The following is a 16,902-nucleotide window of genomic DNA, read 5'->3' as shown; positions in this document are numbered from 1 at the left end:
GCCTCTACAATTGTTTTAAAAATTCCCGAATTTGTTTTCCTTTAAAATCTTTGGCAAGTTTACGAAGATGAGTCGCAAATGGTATCCATTGCCGATCTAACTCTTCAAGTCGATTGACTCGCGTAACAATGCCTCTAAGATCACCTCTCATAGCCAAATCTAGTAAAGCAGCTATTTCCTCGGTTGCAGGAATTGGGAAAGTAGTGACATCAGAGGAAAGAATTTCTTGCTTATTTACTCTGTTTTTGACCAGTTTATTTGTCCCTTTTTCCTCGTCCTCATAAATCCATTCTAATCCCAAATAAATTTGTAGTTTTTCTAAAAGATCTTCTTCCCAAAATGGCTTGGGTAGAAAATCGTCACACCCGACTGCCAAACTTTGCTTGTGATCGAAATTTATTACGCTGGCGGAAATAGCCACGATCGCTACATTGGCAAGTTCTGGTAACATTCTTAACTGACGGGTAGTTTCTACACCATTCAGTTTCGGCATGATTAAATCCATAAAAATTAGATCGGGTTGAAATTTACGTGCTTTGGCAATACCATCTAAGCCGTCCGTTGCTTCCATCACTTCAAATCCTAAAGGCTCTAGTAAATTAACCAAGACAGAGCGATTTTCCCATTGGTCGTCTATAACTAAAACTTTTCGTTTTGAGCCTTGAAACCCGATAATATTGCGTTTCCAAGCTTTCAGGTCATTATTTTCTTGATTTACTTCAGGCAAATCTAGCTCAAACCAAAAAACACTACCAACACCGAGAGTACTTTTGACTTGTAGTTGACCGCCTATCATTTGCACTAATTGACGGCTAATGGCTAATCCCAATCCTGTACCTTCTGTCTTGCGACTTTGTTCACCTACCTGTTGAAAGGGCAAAAAGATTGCTTCTAATTGGTCTGCTGCAATACCGATACCTGTATCTTTTACTTCAAACCGGAGTTTTCCTTCGTGAGTGCCTACTTTAAACGTGACACTGCCTTGGTCGGTAAATTTCACTGCATTAGCTAGTAAATTAAGCAAAACTTGCCTTAATCTTTTCTCGTCAGCGTGAATCAAAGTAGGAAAAGTGGAAAGAGGTTTGTAAATTAAAGAAATTCCTTTTTGTTCGGCACGAAGGCGACAAATTTCAATAATACTTTCCAAAAATTGGCGAAAATAAAAATCACTGGGCTGAAGTTCCATTTTCTGAGCTTCGATTTTGGAGAGGTCTAAGATATCGTTGATCAGGGTAAGTAAGTGTTTCCCACAGCGAGCGATAATATTCAAACCATTCTTTTGTTTCTCGGTCAAAGTTTTTTCTTTGTTGAGTATTTGGGTATAACCCAAAATTCCATTAAGAGGAGTCCGCAGTTCGTGACTCATGTTCGCCAAAAATTGACTTTTCGCTTGGTTAGCTGCCTCGGCTGCCTCTTCTGCTCGTTTGCGATCGCGTATTTCCTGTTGCAGGTGCAGATTTTTTTCCTGTAATTGAAGCGTTCGTTCCTGTACTTTGGCTTCCAAAGTTAGATTGATTTCTTCTAAAGAGGCATAAAGACGTGCATTTTCAATTGCGATCGCTGCTTGAGAAGATAATAATTGAAGAATTTCTAATCGTTCTGGAGTAAAAGCGCGTTCAGTCAGATTATTTTCTAAATAAAGGATGCCTGTGAGTTTACCTTGATGCAAAATTGGTAGACAAAGGATCGATTTGGGTTGCTGTCGAATAATGTACTCATCAAAACTAAAAGCTTCTTCATTAAAGGCATGATCGAGAACAATAGCTTTGTGGGTTCTAGCAACGTAATTAACTATCGAGGTGGGATAGGTGCAAGCTAATTCTTGTTCTTGCTTTGTTTCTGTGATCGTGACATTATCGCTGTTGAAAGCTCCAAAGGCTTCAATTTGTAGTTCTCCTGCCTTTTCTAGTAGTAAAATTCCTGTTTCCGCACCTGCATTTTCGAGTACGATCTGCATTAACTTGGTCAACAGTTTATCCAAAACAATTTCGCTAGAAAGTACCTGATACGCTTTCATAACGGTCGCCAAATCTAAAGTTTGGGAATGATTCCCACTACTAGAACTAGAAGTTGGTTGTGTAGGAGAACTTGAGTTTTCTGACTGTTGTATTCTTGCAAAAATATCGGGATAACGTGTCTCTATACTTTTAACTTTGGCAGTTGCACCCCAACGTACGTAACCATAGTAAGCTTCCTTTAAATACTCTTGGGCAAATCTATCTTTACCAAGGGAAAAATAAAATTCTGCTGCTAGTTCTGCTGCTAAGGCTGCTTCTTGGATATATCCCTGTTCTGAAGCTAGTGCGATCGCATTATCATAATAATTCATTGCTTGCCAATATTGACTTAATACCCGCGCTTTTTCGGCTTCTACCAGTTCATACTTATGCTGATAATTCATTGGGGCATGGTCTGCCCATTTTCGCATTTTTTCTTGATTCTTTTTGATTTGATTCAGAAATTGTTGCTGTTGTGAAGGTGATGCTGATGGATAGAGAGCTAATCGTACTAAAGAATCATAAAAATGAAACACTGGCACAACAAAAAACGCTTTTACCCCATCTAAATAATGCTCTGCTTGCCATCCATTCTCCAAAGCTTGTTGATAGTCTTTAAACAAATAACAAAGAATCAACTTATTTAAATAAAAATAGTGGAGTCCGGTTCTGTCATTGGCTTCTTCAAGTAGCGGTAATGATCTTTCTTCGTGATAAGCTTCACCCAGTAAACCACAGGAATTTTGTGAAGGTTCTAGTAAATTGAGAACCGACTGCTGGAAAATTTGATTCCAACTCAAGGCATTTTTTTGTTTAAGTTGAGCAAGAGCATGACTAGTTGTTGCCATTTCTTGTGCTAGTCTTGGCAATTCTTGACCAATTAAATAGGAATATAAACATTTTTGCGCAGCAGCATAAGAACCATATTCAAACTGCCCGTTTTCTAGTCCACTAGAGTAACTATCTTGTAAGAGGGGTAAAGTTTCCCTCGCATGAACTTTTCCATGAATCGTACATGATCCTGTGACAAAAAATACATTTGTTTTAAGTTCTAAAGCTTTGAATTTGTCAATTAAGTTTAAAGCTAACTGACCAAATTGATAAGCTGATTCAATATCCTCAACAATTCCGTTTAAAATGACTCCGTAACAAGCATAACCATAAGCGGAAAATACTGAATTGCCATGTCTGAGCGATAAATTAACTTGTTGGCAGACAACTAAAGGAAATAATGCAGGCGCAGCTTGATAAGTAGGAGAACCCATATTGGTTAGCATCCTCATCGCTGTTAGCTTATCTGCCTCCGTCATTAAAGGTAAATTAATTAAGTCTTCTATTTTTTTTCCAGTCAAATTGGTTGCCGTTTCGGTCATTGTTTGCTCGATTGCCAAAAGGCTAGGCGACTCTGGTAATTTAATATCCAGCAACTCTAATCCTTGTAAACCAATCTTAACTGCATCGATTTGTCTCAGTTGAGCCATGCAGGCTTGAATTTTGACCTCATAGACTTTCATTTTGTCAAGAGGAGTTTTGGTCTGTTTCAAGGCAACTTTTGCCCATTGCTCCATTTGCTCAAAATCGCCATTGAGGTAAGCTGATTCTATGGCTGATTCATAAAGTGCCAATGTTAGTTGATAATGATTTTTCCAGCTTTTGGTGGGTAATAATCCCAAGCCTTCTTTTAAGTAACGGATAGCAGGTTCATAAGCTGTCGCTGCTTTCGCTTTTCGTCCTGCAATAAAATTTAGTTCAGCTAGCTCAATTTTGTCGGAATTAGATGTTAGTAAATCAATCCCATAATTTAATTGATTCACTAAAGTAAAAATATTTTCTTCTCTTTCTTCAAAAGGTGTATTTTTGAGTAGCAAACGACCAATTTTTAGGTGAGTTGCTTTTTTTTGAGAATCGGCAATTAGGGAATAAGCTGCTTGTTGAACTCGGTCATGTAAAAACTTATAAGTAATAGTCGGTTGGATTTGGTTGTCGTTTAAAAACTTTGTTGCTTGACTACTAATAACTAAAGGTATTTTGTAAGATTCATTAAATGGTAAAATCAAACCAGCCCGTAGAGATTCCCATAAATCTGTTGCTGTTTCTGATAAAGTTTTTTGATGAACGATACTGAGAACATCTAAAGTGAATTTATTACCAATACAAGCTGCTAACTTTAAGACATTTTGCGTTTTTGATGACAGCTTCTGAATTTGTTTGATCATTAAATCAACGACATTATCAGTAATATCAATGTCTTTCAGTTTTTCGATGTCCCACTGCCAACAACCAGAGTCAAAATTAAATTTCAAGAGATTTTCTTGATCAAGAGATTTGAGCAACTGTGTTAGAAAAAAGGGATTTCCCTGAGTTTTCTTTAAGACTAATTCAGCCAAGGAAAGTGATTTTTTTGGATCGGTGTGGAGAGTATCACTGATTAATTGATTGATATGAGCGATTTGCAAAGGCTGAAGAATAATATTGTTGACAATAACACCCGATTTTTGAATTTTTTCTAAACTCAAGCTTAAAGGATGAGTGGCATTAACTTCGTTATTGCGATACGCACCAATTATTAATAAATACTGGCTTTTTAAGTTGCTGATTAGTAATTGGATTAATTTTAGCGATGCGGAATCTGCCCATTGCAGATCGTCTAAAAAAAGTACTAACGGATGCTTTTTTTGACAAAAAACTTGAATAAATTGTTGAAATACTCGATTAAATCTATTTTTAGTTTCGATCGCTCCTAAGACGGGTAGTGGCGGTTGAGAACCAATAATCAATTCTACTTCAGGAATAACATCAATAATAATCTGACCGTTTGTACCAAGAGTTTCTAAAAGTTTTGCTTGCCAAATTACTATTTTTTCCTGATTTTCTGTTAATAATTGTCTGATTAATTCTTGAAAAGCTTGAATAAAAGGAGCATAAGGAATATTGCGTTTAAATTGGTCAAACTTTCCCGAGATAAAATATCCTCGCTGACGAACAATCGGTTTATGAACTTCATTGACTAAAGAAGATTTACCTATTCCTGAATAACCACTTACTAAAATCATTTCAGTTGCGCCAAGCGTCACGCGCTCAAAAGCATTAATTAAATTGGCAACTTCTTGTTCGCGACCATAAAGTTTTTGGCTAATGATAAATTGACTATATTGATCGAGTTTTCCAATGACAAAGGTGTCGATCTTTCCAGTCTTTTTTAACTTAGTTAAACACTCTTCCAAATCAGCTTTTAATCCCAAAGCATTTTGATATCTTTCTTCAGCCGTTTTGCTCAATAATTTAATAACAAGATCTGAAACTACTTGGGGAATTTGCCGATTAATTTCTTTTGGCGTTAGAGGCGTTTTAGCAATGTGACAATGGATTAATTCCAGAGCATCAGTAGCTTGAAAAGGTAATTGACCAGTTAGCATTTCATAAAAAGTAATTCCTAAAGAATAAAAATCAGTTCGATAATCAATTGAACGATTCATCCTGCCAGTTTGTTCTGGTGACATATAAGCAAGAGAACCTTCAAATAAATCGGGATTACTAATCGTTTGCTCTTCTTTAGATAGACGTGATGAAATACTAAAATCTATAATTTCAACTTGATTTTTTTGAAGATTAATGAGGATATTTTGAGGTTTAATATCTTTATGAATAATATTGTTTTGATGCAATTGAGCCAAAATCGAAGCAAGTTGAATTGCAATTTGTAAAAAATTTTCTAATTGAAAATTCCCGAAAGCGATCGCGTTTTTTAATGTTTCTCCTTCAAAATCTGACAGAATTAATGCCAAACCATTTTGATAATTTTCTAAAGCTAAAGGTTTAACTACTCCTTCTATGTTCAAAGATTGAAGGATTTGATATTCGTGTCTCAAGCGAGCGATTTGCTCTAGGGAAGGATATTCAGTTTTAAGAGTTTTAATAATTACCGAAGTTGGCTCTGATTCTCTTGAAGCACGGTAAACACGGGTGGTATTATTTTCGTAAAGAACTTCAATCAGGTTATATTCAGCAACAATTGTCTTCATTTTGGTTGTCATTGGCTCTTGTTCAATCTTATCGAGATTGCCACAAGATTCAAAATTGTTGATATATTCAAATTTTTATCTCACTGAGCGAGAAGACCCTCACCTGGACGTGACGAGATGATAGCGAATTTGTGCTATAATTAACTACATACCGTCGGGCGGACGGAAATTAACGCCTGAGAAGCTAGTTGAAAGATGATGACGCGTCATCATTAGACTAGACTAGGTATCACCGCATAAGACCAATAGTAAAGGAAACTTGAACGGGCTATGGTGAGTCCAGGAATCCCTGACTTTTAGTTACGGGAGCGTCAATGAGCAGGTTTGATTAATAACTCTGCAATAGATTTTAATAATTGATCTGAGTTAATCGGTTTAGCAATATGCTTCTGATATCCAGCAGCTAATGCCTGCTGTTGGTTCATTTCTCCAGCATAAGCAGTTACAGCGATCGCAGGAATGTTTCCTCCTAACTCTGGTGGCAGCGAACGAATTTGACGTAGCAACATATAACCATCTATTTCTGGCATTCCAATATCGCTAACAAGTAAATCTGGTTTGGTTTGGCTGATAATTTGTAGAGCCTCTTGTGCCGAACCTACAGCGATCGCTTGCGCTCCCAATTCTTCAAGCATTACACAAAGTAATTCTCGACTGTCAACTTCATCATCGACAATTAATATTTTAAATCCATCAAGATGAAGAGCAACTTCTGACTCCCTAGCGATCGCTTCATGATGACGTGGTGATTCCATTAACGGCAGTTGAACTGTAACAGTTGTTCCCTGTCCCTATAACGGGTTCCCCCATCTTGATAAGGAATTTGGCTAGAGTAAGAAACTTGCTGCCCTGCTAATACTTGCTCAATGTAAGGAAGAATTTTTTGATAGGCAGATTCACCCAAAACCTCCCGCAAATGCTTGCCACAGACTTCTGCTGGAGAACGACCAAACCACTTTTGATAAGTCAGATTATTAAAACGGTAACGCTGTTGTGAATTGACAAAAGAAATCAAAACGGGTACTTGATTGGTAACCAAGCGTAATTCTTCCTCTCTTCTGCGAAGTGCTTCCTGCATCTGCTTGCGTTCGGTAATATCAAGAAAAGCAGCGATCGCTCCTCGTACTTTACCAAACTCATCTAAAAGTGGTACAGCCTTACCATAGAGGTAACGTATGTCAGTTTCACTAAAAACAAATTCTATTTCTTCTTCTACTTCTTGTGCTGTTCGAGCAGCACGCTGCATAGGTAACTCTTCTAGTGGAACTTCTTGCCCATTCTTAAATGTTTTGAAGGAGAAAGGATACTGACCACTAGCAGGAGTAGAAGTAGCAATTGAGCCGAAGGGAACTCGCATCAGTTCATAAGCAGTTCGGTTAGCACTCATCTGATAACATTGAGGATCACGAGCAACCCAAATCGCAGCCGGAACAGTTTCCATAAAAGTTTCTAATTCCTTTGCCCAGGCAAGAGCGATCGCTTCACTTTGATGTAAGGCTTCTTCTGAATGTTTGCGCTCAGTAATATCCAAAGTAATTCCAGCCATACGTACTGGTTTCCCTTCGCTACTATAAAAAGGACGACCAATCGCCATTAACCATCGCATCCCCTTGCTCGGATGTTGTATCCGAAACTCAACATTGAGTTCAGTTTGCTTTTCTAAAGCTTGACGAGTTTTACAGTCTGTTTGCTCGCGGTCTTCTTCAATAATACAAGCAAGCCAATTTTCATAAGAAGGCACTATTGTAGAATCTAGCCCAAACAGATCCCGATATTCTTCTGACCAAATAACATGATTGTTAACCATATCCCAGTTCCACCATCCCGCATGAGCAGAGTCTTGAGCCAGATTCAACCGTTCTAATGTCTCTTGAAGAGAGATTTCTGTTTCTTTTCGTTCACTAATATCTTCTACCAATCCAACTACTCGATAAGGTTCACCAGACTCATCTTTCATGGGAAATCCGCGATCGTGTATCCACCGCACCGAACCATCCGGACGAACAATGCGATATTCTTGGTCATAACCCCCACAAAGTGCTTGTTCATAGAAAGCTTTTTGTACTCGCTCTCGGTCGTCGATATGAATTGCCTCACTCCATGCCATAAAATTGGCGTACAAATTGGTGCGCGAACATCCCCAAATTCTTTCATAAGCAGGACTAACGTAGATAAGTCGAGCTTTTTGGGGTTCTGAGAGCCAAAAGCCAATTTCAACTAGATTTTCTGCCAATTGGCGATATTGCTCTTCGCTTTCTCGCAGTGCTTCCTGGCTTCTTTGCAACTGTTTCAGACTAACTTGAGCTTTCTTTTCGGCTGTACGGAATGCTCCACACAAGTAACTGATGCCAAATCCTTGTAAAATAAACAACAACAGTCGTACATTGTTGACTAGCTCAAAGCTAATTGCTCGCTTTAATTCCAAAAAAAAGTAGTTAATTAACAAAGCAGATAAGACTGTGGCTAAAAATCCCGACCTTGTTCCTCCAAACAAAGCACTAACAGTAACCGCACCAAAAAAAAGTAGAAAGGGAGTCTGAGAAGTTTCAAACCAAGGATCGAGTCCCAGCATCAAAACAAGAGCGAGGAATGTTGCTGAAATCGCCAATCCATAGCTTTGCAATTGACTCTGAGATTTAAACATGAGACTTGTGATTGAGTAACTAAGGTAAAAAATGATGAAACTGAGATTCTTAGATTTGAGCTAGCATTTTATGCAGCTATCTAATCGCAATTCTAAATTCCAGCATCACTCAGCCTGATACATTTATCTAAATTATTAATTAAATTTTATTAATCTTTTCTTGAGATTAAATCTTTTGATACTTAATCTTTGTTGGATTATCAAGATATGTATGTTACGTCTGTACAGTTATTAGTAGAGAAGTGTCGCCGATATGGCTACAAATCAGTTAACAATCAAAAAGTCACTATTAACCATCAAATATCAATTATAGACCAGGATATTCACTAGATTTCGTTAAAGCAAGAAAAGTGAGATTTAAGATTCGATTTGCTGATGTAAATTCTTTTGATTTAGCTTGATATAGCAATCCTATTTGAGTCATGAAAATTGTTAAAGAGGAAAGGCAGATGGCAGAAGTTATTTTCACAAATGATTTAGGATCGCTATAAATAAACATTGTTCGCTCAAATTGCTAAATTTCTGCTACGAATAAATTTATGTACGGGTTTGGCAGTACTTACGATCTGTAGCAAACAAAAAACAAATAAATTGAGATTAGTTTTCAACTCTTAATTCTTAAAACACTAGAACCAGTCAAGTTGGGCGAACGGTGATTCGCCCTTACCAATTTGGGTATTGTTAATTAAAAGCGATCGCGCCAAATTTAACTAAAATAGTTATTTAACAAACTGAGGCATAATTTCGGCTGCGGTAAATAAACCGAATAAACCACGACGATGCAGCGCCATTCCAGCTTTGAGATAACCAAAAGCCGGCCCGCAAACATTGGCAGCCATACTAGTTTCATCACCTAAAGTAAAAGTATGAGTAGAAATTTTGCCCTCAAAAGTACGTCCCGTAATTTGAACATTAGTACTTAAAGGTTTTTTAGGATTACGAGTATCAACTACACCACCAACCGTAACGCGATCGCGACTGCAAATTCCTGCCAATTCCAACATAATATCATCTGCGTGTTCCATGTTCTCTAGAGCAAGAATGCCGTTCGTTTGAGCCAGTAAAGCTTCCACTTCCTTATCGCTCATTGCCTTAGCTGTTTCGACATCATATCCTGGTAAATGAGCAATATCTTCTCTAATCGTGGCACGATAAGCTTCCCAATTAGCAATCCCCACTCCAAAAGTAATTTTCACACTATGAATTTCGACGTAACTTTGAGCAGCGACAGCAGCAGCAGCAGTCAATAAACCTGGAGTTGCACCACAACCAGTTACATAAGTAATTCCTGCTTCTTGTAATTGAGTTTGTAATTCTAATAACTGTTCGACGGCACTGGTTCTTTTTAATGCGTCTACTAATACACCCTGCCAACCAGATTGAATAAATTGTCTAGCGACATCTGCCATAAAAGTATTAGGAAGATTGGGTAAAGCCAAAAAATAGCCATCACACGCAGCATAATTGGTTAAATCTTTGATACTAGTTTGACTAAGAGTGCCATCTTCTGGAAGATAACCCAATGAACCATGAGCGGAATAAGTCGCGATCGCAGCTTGAACATCTAACCCAGAAGAATTATACGCATAACCTTGCTGATCTGCTGCACCTACCCAAACCATTTCTCCTTTACAGGACAAAATTCTTGCTGCTGCTTGTCCTAAACCACCAAAACCTAAAACACCTACTTTCAGAGGATTTGTAATCTTATCTACGATCATTTTGCATTTTTTATCGAAGAGAACAGATTTTTATTATCTGGTTTGATGGCATCAAATAAGACTAATTCAAAAATTATTTGTCTAGTTTTATCATTCGATTGTTCTTTTTGTATACATTTGTTAAGCGATTAGGTTTTTTTATCCCTTTATGTCTTGACTGAAAGTACAAGCTAAGGAAAACTTAGAAAATAATAAAGTAATAACCATACCTATTATTAATTTTTGATAAAATTCGATTCATATTACTGCGATTGCTAAAGATAGCTATATTAAAAAGAGTTAAAGCTTCTTCAAAGCCTTAACTCCCATAGCTGCAAACCCCAGGACAACTCTAACTACCTAGGGATCGACCATGAACATGGAAACACTAGAATTTATCATTTATCCCGATGGTCGGGTTAAAGAGACAGTAACAGGTATTGTTGGGTCATCTTGTCAAGAGGTGACGGCAGCAATTGAAGAACAACTTGGGGTAGTTATTTCAACTGCCAAAACCTCTGAATATTATGCTCAAGAGGTTAATCAATCAGCTAAAGTTACCAATCAAAATAGCTTTAGTGATTGGTAAATGATTTGTTTACATCTGGTTTTTGTTCAATCTAGTTCAATTTAGTTAATAGCAATATGTCACATTTCAGCAATATCAAAACTAAAATTCGGAATCTAACTTCTCTTAAAGCAGCTTTAGATGATTTGGGAATTGATTGGAAATCTGGTCCTAGTAAAGTTAGGGGTTATCAAGGTCAAACTTTGACTGCTGATGTAGTAGTAGAACAAAATAACAGCTACGATATCGGCTTTAGTTGGAATGGTAGCGAATACGAGCTAGTTGCTGACTTACAATATTGGCAACAACCTTTAACTGTTGATGGTTTCCTGAGAAAGGTTAGCCAACGCTATGCTTACCATACTGTGGTTAACGAAGCTAGCAAACAAGGATTTGAAATTTCTGAACAACAAAAACAAGAAGACGGTTCAATTCGCTTAGTTGTGCAACGCTGGAGTGCGTAATGTCCGATTTTGCTTCCACTCCCTCTCGTTCTGGTTTTGAACCAGAATTAGGTGGGATTTTGCGAGATGCGCCCGAAAGAACTGGATTTGAACCAGAGTTAGGTGGATTATTAAGGCAAAAAGGTGCTTATGTCGACGAGACTACTTGCATCGGCTGTAAGCACTGCGCTCATACTGCTCCTAATACTTTTTATATCGAACCAAATTACGGACGGGCGAGAGTTTTTAATCAAAATGGAGATTCTGAAGAATTAGTTGAAGAAGCAATTGATACTTGTCCTGTTAATTGCATTCACTGGGTTGATTTTACTCGGTTAAAACAACTAGAAGAAGAAAGAAAGTATCAGGTAATTGAAAATTTGGGATTTCCTCAAACAATCAAGCGACGACGAATTAAAAAGAACAAAAAAGCTAATTATAACAATTACTAATCCAGTTAATTGTTACTATCTAAAATTTTCTCCTCGATGGTTAATTTCCATTGGGGTTTTTATTTTTTTATTTCAAGGTGCGGTTCTCAGATTAATGAGATACAGTTCATTTTCCTGGTTGAGCGTTGGTGGCGCGCTGCGCCTTCGGCTGATGATGACGCCTCATCATCGGAGTTGAGACCTACGGTAGTGCGCTTCGCTTATGTTAATGGTTGATTATTAATTCCTAATAATTAGTAATTAGTAACTGATAATGGTGTACCTCACCAAGAGCGAGAAAGGATATATATATAGCAAAGCCCTGACCTCTTTCTGGTTACTTGTTACTTTGTCCTCATTAAGATGTAACTATTCAACAAGACTTCATATTACTTGTTGTTGCAATGCCAATAATTCTTTAATACCTTTTTCTGCCAAATCCAACATTTGATTCATTTGTTGACGAGAAAAACTACCTGATTCTGCTGTACCTTGTACTTCGATTAGATTCAAGTTGCCATTCATCACCACATTTAAATCTACATCAGCAGCCACATCTTCAGGATAGTCTAAATCTAAAAAAACCTCTCCTTCTATTAAACCCACAGAAACCGCAGCGACAGGAGATATCATTGGAGATGATTGAACTTCTCCTTGTTGCAATAACTTATTAATTGCTTGAGTTAAAGCTACATAACCCCCAGTAATTGAAGCGGTACGAGTTCCTGCATCAGCTTGCAAAACATCTGCATCAATCGTAACTGTTCTTTCTCCAAGTGCTTTAAGATCGATCGCAGCCCTTAAACTTCTTCCGATTAATCTTTGAATTTCTTGAGTACGTCCAGACAATTTTAGCCATTCTCGTTGTTGACGTGGTACAGTTGCACTAGGAAGCATTCTATATTCGGCAGTTAACCATCCCTGTCCACTATCGATTAGAAATCTGGGTACTCCTGGTTGAATACTAGCCGTACAGAGAACCTTGGTATTACCCCAATGAGTTAAAACAGAAGCAGCAGCAGAAGAAGTAAAATCGCATTGGAACACAAGAGAACGCATTTGATCCAATTTTCGTCCGTCTGGGCGTTGCCAAGACATAATTTACCTCCAAAAAGTCTGCCAAGTTCTCAGTTTAGCTTATTGGCTGAGTTTTAAAGCAGTTTTTTCTATTCTCTCGATAACCAAGATAAAAATTAATTTTTACAATTACCTATAGACCTAAACAATAATTGCTACTACTATGTTAGGAACTTTTCAACAAAGTCACTTACGAATTGAACTTGAAGCTAGCGAAGAAAAGATTCGCGATAGTTTAATTCAAACCGATCAATTAAGTAAGTGGATGTGGCCACAAAGGTTTTCCTCAAGTTTACCTCAGCAGCTTCAGGAAGGCTTAACTTATAAGAGTTGGTTTGGATTAATCGAAATTGAACATCAGGTACAAGTAGCCAACGATAATTGTTTGCGTCTGTTATTGAGTAAGGGAATTGATGGTTATCACGAATGGTATTGGGGAGAAGGTTGGGTACAGTCTCGTTTAGAAGGTATTTCTTTATTACCTCTTAGTGTTGGTCAAACTTTTAGTTTAATCAGACTCCGCCAATTTTTAGCTTCAGAAGAAACTAATTAGCTTGAAAATCAAAACCTTTGCTTTTGTGCAGACGTAACACGTTACGTCTCTACTGATCTTTCTTAAACAGAAACTGCTTTTAATCTTTTTAAAGTTCTGAGGTTTTCTGCTGGAGTGCCAATTGTAATTCTTAATCCTCCTCCTGTATGGCGAATTACAGTTCCTTGACTTTTTAGCTGTTGCACAATTTGTTCTAAATTACGATCTGGCAACTTCAGATAAAGGAAATTTGCCCTACTTCGCCAAACTTGTATCTGTTGTATTTCTGCTAAAGCTTGCCATAATTGATCTCGCTCTTGAATTATGTCTGCCACAGAAGGTAAAATCAAATCACGATGTTGTAATGCAATAGTAGCTGCTGCTTGAGAAAAGGCAGGTAGATTGTAGGGTAAACGAACTTTTTCTAAGGTAATAATTAATTCAGGATGAGCGATCGCATAACCTACTCGATGGGTAGCTAGACGAAAGGCTTTAGAAAAGGTGCGGAGAATAACCCAGTTTGGATGTTGCTGAAGTTCTGAAACGACAGAAGTTTTACTAAATTCAAAATAAGCTTCGTCAATGACTACTAAAATATCTTTTGGTAAGCTTCTTAACCAATTCAATTCGGCAGAAGTTAAAACATTACCAGTAGGAGAGTTGGGATGAACCACAAAAACAACTCTAATTGGTGGATTTTGAGCAGAATTCAACGCTTTTTGGGCTGCATCTAAATCAATTGAAAAATCAGTTTCTAAACGCTCAACACTAACAATGGAAATTCCTAATGTTTTGGCTAAAATTGCGTACATCGAAAAAGTTGGGTTAGCAACTAAAATCAAACCTTCGTTACCCAGACAAGTAGCAATCAACAAAGAACGAATCAATTCATCAGAACCATTGCCCACCGAAATATGATCCTTTGTCACTCCAGGATTAATCTCAGCAGACTCATTAACATATTGGGCAATTAACTCTTTTAAAACTTGATGAGAACCATCTGGATAGCGATTAGTAGAAATCTCTTGCTGATAATGCCAAGCTAATTTCTCTTTTAATTGACTAGGTAAATCGAAGGGACTTTCATTAGCATCAAGACAATCTAAAGCTGTCGTAACCTCTCCTCCAGGATTAGGAACATAAGCTGCTAATTGAGCCAAATCTGAACGAATAAATAGAAAGCGATCGCGCATTAATCCTTAGTCATTAAGCATTTACTCTCTTGATTCTAAGGTAATCACTGTCATTTCTGGCGGACAAAAAAGTCTACCAGGGGCATAAGTTCCTAAACCACGATTAACATATAACTGATTATTGCCTACTTGATGCCATCCTTCCGACCATTGCCAATATTTGACAACCCGATAACATTCTCGCAAAAACGGAATATGCTTACTGATAGATTTGGGAGTAGCTTTTCTAATCTGCTGTAATAAAATTGGTGCAGCACCATAACCAGGTATCACAAATTGACCACCATGAGTATGACCTGAAAGTTGTAAATCAACTCGCCACGGTTTTAAAATTTCTGCCGAATCAGGATTATGAGATAGAACAATTCGAGGTATTTCGGGCGCAATTTGGTTAAATACGAGTTCAGGTTGAAATTCTCGTGACCAAAAATCTGCCAATCCCACTAAAGCTAAGTCTTGTCCCCAAGGATAAGCAATTTCATTCCAAAGTACCTGAATCTCTACTGCGGTAAGTGCATCGGTAATTTGTTGTTGAGAATTGGGATAACGACGACAATAATCATGATTACCCAAACAAGCATATAAACCTGTTTTAGCTGTTAAACGTTTTAACCTCAGTGCTAAATTTTCAATCGGACTGGGATCGTCTGTAACAAAATCTCCTGTTAATACAACCAAATCAGGATTTTCTTGATTACTCAAATCGATCGCTTCAGCTAATAAATGTTCTGATAAACGAATTCCGTCATAGTGTAGATCGGAAAATTGAACAATTTTTTTGCCTTGTAAAGACTGAGGTAAATTAGCAATCGCGATCGCAATTCTCTCGATTTTTAAAGGTTCGTTAATAATCAAGGTCATAATTTATAGTAAAGCAAGAATAAGACTTTATCTCTACTTTCACTCCTCTTCCTATGATCGTAAAGCTTTTTACTCAATCCATTTTTTTGATTAAAACTAAATGAAGTAATAAACATGATGGTTAATGAAGCAAGATTATACAATCAAGATTTCAATCTTTGGCTAGAACAAACAGCGATCGCGATTAAAAACCAAGATGTAGCAAATATGGACTGGGAAGGATTACTAGAAACAATTGAGGATATGGGAGCAAGCGAAAAAAGAGCTTTAAGAAGCTATGTTAAAAGATTGATTGAGCATATTCTCAAATTAAAATACTGGGAATCAGAAAGACAATACAACCAAAAACATTGGGAAAAAGAAATAGTTAATTTTCGAGAGGAAATTAAGGATATTCTCAAAGATTCCCCCAGTCTCAATAGCTACTTAGAAGAAAACTATCAAGATTGGTTCAGAAAATCTGTTAAAGCAATGGCAAAAGAGTTTGATCTTCCCAAGGACATTTTTGAACCGTTGGAAACAATCTTAAAAGATGAATGATAAATATACCAGGCCAGAGGAGATTTTATTAAAAATAATACTAAAGTTTAAGGTTTCAGGTAATATTCATGTATTAATTGGAAAAGTAAAAAGTAAAAAACTGATAACTGATAACTGATAACTGGTAACTGTTAAGAAGGCTGCCCAAATTGTCTTTGATAAACTATTTCTTCTTGTTCCGATACTAATTGAATATCTGAACGCGGATAAGAGACACATAAAAGGGCGTAACCTTCTGCTTGTAATTCGGGAGAAAGTCCCATCCCATCAGTTTGTTCAACTTCACCTTCACTCAATTTTGCTGCACAGGTGGTACAAACTCCAGCACTACAGGAATAAGGTAATTCTATTCCCGCATCTAAAGCTGCTTGAAGAATAGTTTGTTCTGACTGAACCTCTATAGTTTGGGTTTTTCCTTGGTGGTTAATTGTAACTTGATAACTTTGAGACATTTAAAGTTAAGATAAATTTGAACGCTTCACTAAATTTATTATTTTCCCACCTCTTAAGAGTTTTTTGTAAAGAAAATTAGCCAAATTTAAAGCTTAATTGCAATAACTCAGTTTTCTCTTGGTCAAAAGACTAGGTAATGATAATTTATTTTCTATTATTTTGCCTTGAATAACTTTAACTAAAAAAGCAAATTCATGTATAACAAAGGAACAGATAAAGATTTAATTGGTGCTGGTCTTACTGCTGCTGTAGGAGCAGGAATAGTTACTTCTTTTGCGGTTAGCCAGGGACAACATCCCATCATTGCTTTGGCAATTACCGCGATCGCAGTAATTTTTGCAGTACTCTCTCATAAGTACGATTTAATCTAAATTAAACCCTTATTTATTCATCAATCCTTAATTTTTAAAGTTTTCCTAATCTAGAGATTGGTAATTCGGT

14 protein-coding genes are annotated in these 16,902 nt (G+C 37.1%); 6 read left to right on the top strand and 8 right to left on the bottom strand.

Annotated features, from left to right (window positions below; all coding sequences use genetic code 11):
• Nucleotides 1–4 precede the first annotated feature (4 nt).
• The 4 genes from STA7437_RS08290 to bioU form a co-directional block, all read right to left on the bottom strand.
• Nucleotides 5–6,031, bottom strand: a complete 6,027-nt coding sequence (locus STA7437_RS08290) for a hybrid sensor histidine kinase/response regulator (protein ID WP_015192936.1) — start codon at nt 6,029–6,031, stop codon at nt 5–7.
• A 299-nt stretch (nt 6,032–6,330) separates the two neighbouring features.
• Nucleotides 6,331–6,774, bottom strand: a complete 444-nt coding sequence (locus STA7437_RS08285) for a response regulator (protein ID WP_015192935.1) — start codon at nt 6,772–6,774, stop codon at nt 6,331–6,333.
• Nucleotides 6,774–8,663, bottom strand: coding sequence for a PAS domain S-box protein (locus STA7437_RS08280; protein ID WP_015192934.1), 1,890 nt, complete (start codon nt 8,661–8,663; stop codon nt 6,774–6,776). The genes STA7437_RS08285 and STA7437_RS08280 overlap by 1 nt, the downstream gene beginning before the upstream one ends.
• A gap of 719 nt (nt 8,664–9,382) precedes the next feature.
• Entirely contained in the window at nt 9,383–10,384 is a 1,002-nt protein-coding gene (gene bioU, locus STA7437_RS08275) for a (S)-8-amino-7-oxononanoate synthase BioU (RefSeq protein ID WP_015192932.1), read from the bottom strand.
• A gap of 352 nt (nt 10,385–10,736) precedes the next feature.
• Here bioU and STA7437_RS08270 point away from each other — a divergent pair, with 352 nt between their 5' ends.
• The 3 genes from STA7437_RS08270 to STA7437_RS08260 are packed head-to-tail and all read left to right on the top strand — an operon-like array spanning nt 10,737 to nt 11,826.
• On the top strand, nt 10,737–10,952 hold the full coding sequence (locus tag STA7437_RS08270) for a DUF2997 domain-containing protein (protein WP_015192931.1): 216 nt from the start codon (nt 10,737–10,739) through the stop codon (nt 10,950–10,952).
• A 56-nt stretch (nt 10,953–11,008) separates the two neighbouring features.
• Nucleotides 11,009–11,395, top strand: a complete 387-nt coding sequence (locus tag STA7437_RS08265; protein ID WP_015192930.1) for a DUF1257 domain-containing protein — start codon at nt 11,009–11,011, stop codon at nt 11,393–11,395.
• Nucleotides 11,395–11,826: a ferredoxin gene (locus STA7437_RS08260; RefSeq protein ID WP_015192929.1), complete on the top strand. Its 432-nt coding sequence runs from the start codon at nt 11,395–11,397 to the stop codon at nt 11,824–11,826. The genes STA7437_RS08265 and STA7437_RS08260 overlap by 1 nt, the downstream gene beginning before the upstream one ends.
• Nucleotides 11,827–12,189: 363 nt before the next feature.
• Here STA7437_RS08260 and rph read toward each other — a convergent pair whose 3' ends face one another.
• The gene (gene rph, locus STA7437_RS08255) at nt 12,190–12,903 is read right to left on the bottom strand and encodes a ribonuclease PH (RefSeq protein WP_015192928.1); all 714 of its coding nucleotides are present in this window, start codon (nt 12,901–12,903) and stop codon (nt 12,190–12,192) included.
• 142 nt (nt 12,904–13,045) lie between these two features.
• Here rph and STA7437_RS08250 point away from each other — a divergent pair, with 142 nt between their 5' ends.
• The gene (locus STA7437_RS08250) at nt 13,046–13,435 is read left to right on the top strand and encodes a hypothetical protein (protein ID WP_015192927.1); all 390 of its coding nucleotides are present in this window, start codon (nt 13,046–13,048) and stop codon (nt 13,433–13,435) included.
• 62 nt (nt 13,436–13,497) lie between these two features.
• On the opposite strand, the gene STA7437_RS08245 is transcribed toward STA7437_RS08250, so the two are convergent.
• On the bottom strand, nt 13,498–14,607 hold the full coding sequence (locus STA7437_RS08245; protein WP_015192926.1) for a histidinol-phosphate transaminase: 1,110 nt from the start codon (nt 14,605–14,607) through the stop codon (nt 13,498–13,500).
• Between the two features lie 21 nt (nt 14,608–14,628).
• A complete protein-coding gene (locus STA7437_RS08240; RefSeq protein WP_015192925.1) occupies nt 14,629–15,468 on the bottom strand; it encodes a metallophosphoesterase in 840 nt (279 codons plus the stop codon).
• A gap of 114 nt (nt 15,469–15,582) precedes the next feature.
• Between STA7437_RS08240 and STA7437_RS08235 the strand changes: the two genes are divergently transcribed.
• Nucleotides 15,583–16,008 (top strand): DUF29 domain-containing protein, encoded by a 426-nt coding sequence (locus STA7437_RS08235; protein ID WP_015192924.1) that lies wholly within the window; start codon nt 15,583–15,585, stop codon nt 16,006–16,008.
• A 131-nt stretch (nt 16,009–16,139) separates the two neighbouring features.
• On the opposite strand, the gene STA7437_RS08230 is transcribed toward STA7437_RS08235, so the two are convergent.
• The gene (locus STA7437_RS08230; RefSeq protein WP_015192923.1) at nt 16,140–16,460 is read right to left on the bottom strand and encodes a 2Fe-2S iron-sulfur cluster-binding protein; all 321 of its coding nucleotides are present in this window, start codon (nt 16,458–16,460) and stop codon (nt 16,140–16,142) included.
• A gap of 195 nt (nt 16,461–16,655) precedes the next feature.
• Here STA7437_RS08230 and STA7437_RS26530 point away from each other — a divergent pair, with 195 nt between their 5' ends.
• Nucleotides 16,656–16,832, top strand: a complete 177-nt coding sequence (locus tag STA7437_RS26530; protein ID WP_015192922.1) for a hypothetical protein — start codon at nt 16,656–16,658, stop codon at nt 16,830–16,832.
• Nucleotides 16,833–16,902: the final 70 nt, after the last annotated feature.

The organism is Stanieria cyanosphaera PCC 7437, assembly GCF_000317575.1.
GTDB lineage: Bacteria > Cyanobacteriota > Cyanobacteriia > Cyanobacteriales > Xenococcaceae > Stanieria > Stanieria cyanosphaera.
The sequence above is the reverse complement of the archived record's forward strand: the minus strand, read 5'-3'. Positions and strand labels throughout refer to the sequence as shown.

What these genes read in the sequence shown, in the direction of transcription:
- bioU (WP_015192932.1), bottom strand. Translation starts at nt 10,384, where the DNA reads ATGATCGTAGATAAGATTACAAATCCTCTGAAAGTAGGTGTTTTAGGT.
- STA7437_RS08240 (WP_015192925.1), bottom strand. Translation starts at nt 15,468, where the DNA reads ATGACCTTGATTATTAACGAACCTTTAAAAATCGAGAGAATTGCGATC.
- STA7437_RS08290 (WP_015192936.1), bottom strand. Translation starts at nt 6,031, where the DNA reads ATGACAACCAAAATGAAGACAATTGTTGCTGAATATAACCTGATTGAA.
- STA7437_RS08250 (WP_015192927.1), top strand. Translation starts at nt 13,046, where the DNA reads ATGTTAGGAACTTTTCAACAAAGTCACTTACGAATTGAACTTGAAGCT.
- STA7437_RS08280 (WP_015192934.1), bottom strand. Translation starts at nt 8,663, where the DNA reads ATGTTTAAATCTCAGAGTCAATTGCAAAGCTATGGATTGGCGATTTCA.
- STA7437_RS08265 (WP_015192930.1), top strand. Translation starts at nt 11,009, where the DNA reads ATGTCACATTTCAGCAATATCAAAACTAAAATTCGGAATCTAACTTCT.
- STA7437_RS08230 (WP_015192923.1), bottom strand. Translation starts at nt 16,460, where the DNA reads ATGTCTCAAAGTTATCAAGTTACAATTAACCACCAAGGAAAAACCCAA.
- STA7437_RS08270 (WP_015192931.1), top strand. Translation starts at nt 10,737, where the DNA reads ATGAACATGGAAACACTAGAATTTATCATTTATCCCGATGGTCGGGTT.
- STA7437_RS08235 (WP_015192924.1), top strand. Translation starts at nt 15,583, where the DNA reads ATGATGGTTAATGAAGCAAGATTATACAATCAAGATTTCAATCTTTGG.
- STA7437_RS08260 (WP_015192929.1), top strand. Translation starts at nt 11,395, where the DNA reads ATGTCCGATTTTGCTTCCACTCCCTCTCGTTCTGGTTTTGAACCAGAA.
- STA7437_RS08245 (WP_015192926.1), bottom strand. Translation starts at nt 14,607, where the DNA reads ATGCGCGATCGCTTTCTATTTATTCGTTCAGATTTGGCTCAATTAGCA.
- STA7437_RS08285 (WP_015192935.1), bottom strand. Translation starts at nt 6,774, where the DNA reads ATGGAATCACCACGTCATCATGAAGCGATCGCTAGGGAGTCAGAAGTT.
- STA7437_RS26530 (WP_015192922.1), top strand. Translation starts at nt 16,656, where the DNA reads ATGTATAACAAAGGAACAGATAAAGATTTAATTGGTGCTGGTCTTACT.
- rph (WP_015192928.1), bottom strand. Translation starts at nt 12,903, where the DNA reads ATGTCTTGGCAACGCCCAGACGGACGAAAATTGGATCAAATGCGTTCT.